Source organism: Bifidobacterium sp., assembly GCF_051876855.1.
In the GTDB taxonomy this organism is placed as follows: Bacteria; Actinomycetota; Actinomycetes; order Actinomycetales; family Bifidobacteriaceae; genus Bifidobacterium.
On record NZ_JBJEIH010000021.1, the window covers coordinates 43,289 to 45,784 of the forward strand.

General features: G+C 60.6%; 3 protein-coding genes. All 3 read right to left on the reverse strand.

Annotated features, from left to right (window positions below; genetic code table 11):
• Positions 1-161: 161 nt before the first annotated feature.
• Positions 162-545 carry a 50S ribosomal protein L7/L12 gene (rplL, locus tag ACI38B_RS01680; protein WP_015451001.1) on the reverse strand — a complete coding sequence of 128 codons (384 nt, stop codon included), beginning with the start codon at positions 543-545 and terminating at the stop codon, positions 162-164.
• 112 nt (positions 546-657) lie between these two features.
• Positions 658-1,179, reverse strand: a complete 522-nt coding sequence (gene rplJ, locus ACI38B_RS01685; protein WP_439729250.1) for a 50S ribosomal protein L10 — start codon at positions 1,177-1,179, stop codon at positions 658-660.
• A 231-nt stretch (positions 1,180-1,410) separates the two neighbouring features.
• The coding region (locus ACI38B_RS01690) for a class C sortase (RefSeq protein WP_439729251.1) at positions 1,411-2,496 on the reverse strand (1,086 nt) is incomplete at its 5' end.

Consider the following 2,496-nt stretch of genomic DNA (forward strand, 5'->3'; position numbering starts at 1 on the left):
TGAGGGGTGAGTGGGGCCGCTCGGGGTGATTCCGCCGGATACGATTCCGCCGGATGCAACACCCCAGACACAACAAGAACGACCCCGACCGCCCAATGGACGATACGGGGTCGTTACGCTCAAAAACCTCAAGCGAAATGGTGCGGCTCAAGCCGCGATCATTACTTGAGCTCGACGGTAGCGCCAGCCTCTTCGAGCTGCTTCTTGGCCTTCTCGGCGTCTTCCTTCTTGGCCTTCTCGAGAACCGGCTTCGGAGCCTCGTCCACGAGCTTCTTGGCGTCAGCCAGGCCGAGGTTGGTGATGGCCTTGACAGCCTTGATGACCTGGATCTTCTTGTCGCCAGCGGAGGTCAGGACGACGTCGAACTCGGTCTTCTCTTCCTCAGCGGAATCGCCAGCAGCCGGAGCGGCAGCGACGACAGCGGCGGCCGGAGCGGCAGCCTTGACGTCGAACTCATCCTCGAAGGCCTTCACGAACTCAGAGAGCTCGACGAGGGTCATTTCCTTGAACGCATCCAGGAGCTCTTCATTGCTGAGCTTAGCCATAATGGCTTCCTTTCAATCATGGCAGCGGGTTGGTTTTGGGTTGGTGTCCCGCGGCCTACATGTTTTCTTGTTTTTGAGATACCGATATCGTAACGGGCGAGCCCGCGCGAAATCAGGCAGCCTTTTCCTGCTTCTCGCGCAGAGCGTCGATGGTGCGCACGGCCTTGGTCGGCAGTGCGGTGAACAGGTACGCAGCCTTGGACATGGTGCCCTTGATTGCGCCGGCCATCTCGGAAAGCAGTTCCGGACGAGACTTGAGGTCTGCCAGCTGCTTTGCGCCCTCGGCGTCGTACACGGTTCCGTCGTAGAAACCGCCCTTGACGATAAGAGCCTTGTTCTTCTTGGCGAAGTCACGCAGGACCTTCGCACCGGCAATGGCGTCGCCATTCACGAAGGTGATGGCGGTCGGGCCGGCGAGCAGCTCATCGAGCCCCTCGATACCGGCTTCCTTTGCGGCGATGCGAGCCAGCGTGTTCTTAGCCACAGCGTAGGAAGTATCGCGGCCTAGCTTTTCGCGCAGCTCAGAGATCTGCGGAACGGTAAGCCCGCGGTACTCGGTCAGGTAAATCGCGTCGGCGTTACGGAATTTGTCCGTAAGCTCGGCGATCACCGCTTCCTTTTCGGGCCTCTTCATGGCGTTCCTTCCTAAGTCAACCGTTGACGTTCGGAACCGACCCACCAAACCGGGCAATAAAAAAGCCCTGCACACAGGCAGAGCACACTCGCCGCTTTAGCGGCTTTCTGTTCAACCTGCGATGGCTTGGCGAACCAATTTCGGCGACCTTGCGGTCACACCAACGGTCTGTGGTTTACGAGTGGTTAGTATACGCGACGATGCGGACTTGCTAGCCACCGGCGTGTCGCATCAGAAGCCGTGGCGGTCGGCGGCGTGGCGCATGAGCATCCAGCGGAACCGGCGATGCAGCACCGTCCAGCCGATGAGTGTGATCACTACGGCAGCTGCGGTGATGATAACGCCGAGCAAACGGGCGTCCCCGCGCGCATCCTGCGGGTATGGCGCCGGAACCGGCATCCGCACGCGATGGCCGGACACCAGCAACCTGTGCGTATTCACACCGTACGGCGTGCAGGTCATGAGCGTCACTCGGTCCTCGCCCGGGACAATCCGCAGATACTTGCTGCCTTCAGTCGGCAGAATCACCGTAATGGAATCTATCTGGTAGGCAAGCGTCTCCCCCATCACCTTGATGTAAAAGTCGTCGCCCTCTTTGAGCTCGTCGATGCGCGTGAACATGAGCGCGTTGACCATGCCGCGGTGTCCGGTGAGCACGGCGTGCGTGTTCTTGCCGCCGACGGGCAGCGACGTGCCGTACAGATGGCCGGATCCGCGGGCGAGAGCACTGGCACTCGTACCGTGGTAAATCGGCAGGTCAACTGAAATCTGCGGTATGACGATCGACCCCATGATCCCGTCGTTGGATGCGTTGAGCAGGCTCATGTAAGTGGCGTCCCTGGCTGAGGCGGAATCGTTGTCATCATTGGTGGTGGACTGCCCGGCATTCGTGGTGAAAGGGTCTGTTTCCTCGCCGATATCACCCTGTCCGCCTTCGGCGAGCTGCTTGTTATACGCCCGCGCAGCCGCAAGGGCCTCCTTGGCTTTCGGGTATGGCCACCCGTCCACTTGGTTGACCACCTGAGCCGCGAGTCGCGCCTGGCGTTGATGGTCGATGAATTGCAGCGCGTATGGATATCCGATGATCGCGCAGCCGACGATGGCACAGACGATGGCGAGAGCCGTGAACACCTGAGCCTGGCGTTGCGCCGACCGGGCTCTGCGCAGTCGCTGTTGGTCTTCGGCAGTGAAAATCTCCGGCATGGTGGAGGCGTTGACCACAAACCCATGGGGGCGGTCGGGACTGTCAGGCCTGTCAGACTGGGCTGATTGAGCGGGTTGCGCAGACAGGGCCGGCTGGGCCGATGACACCACATG

Excerpts from the sequence above, each read along its gene's own strand:
- rplL (WP_015451001.1), bottom strand. The coding sequence starts at position 545 with ATGGCTAAGCTCAGCAATGAAGAGCTCCTGGATGCGTTCAAGGAAATG.
- rplJ (WP_439729250.1), bottom strand. The coding sequence starts at position 1,179 with ATGAAGAGGCCCGAAAAGGAAGCGGTGATCGCCGAGCTTACGGACAAA.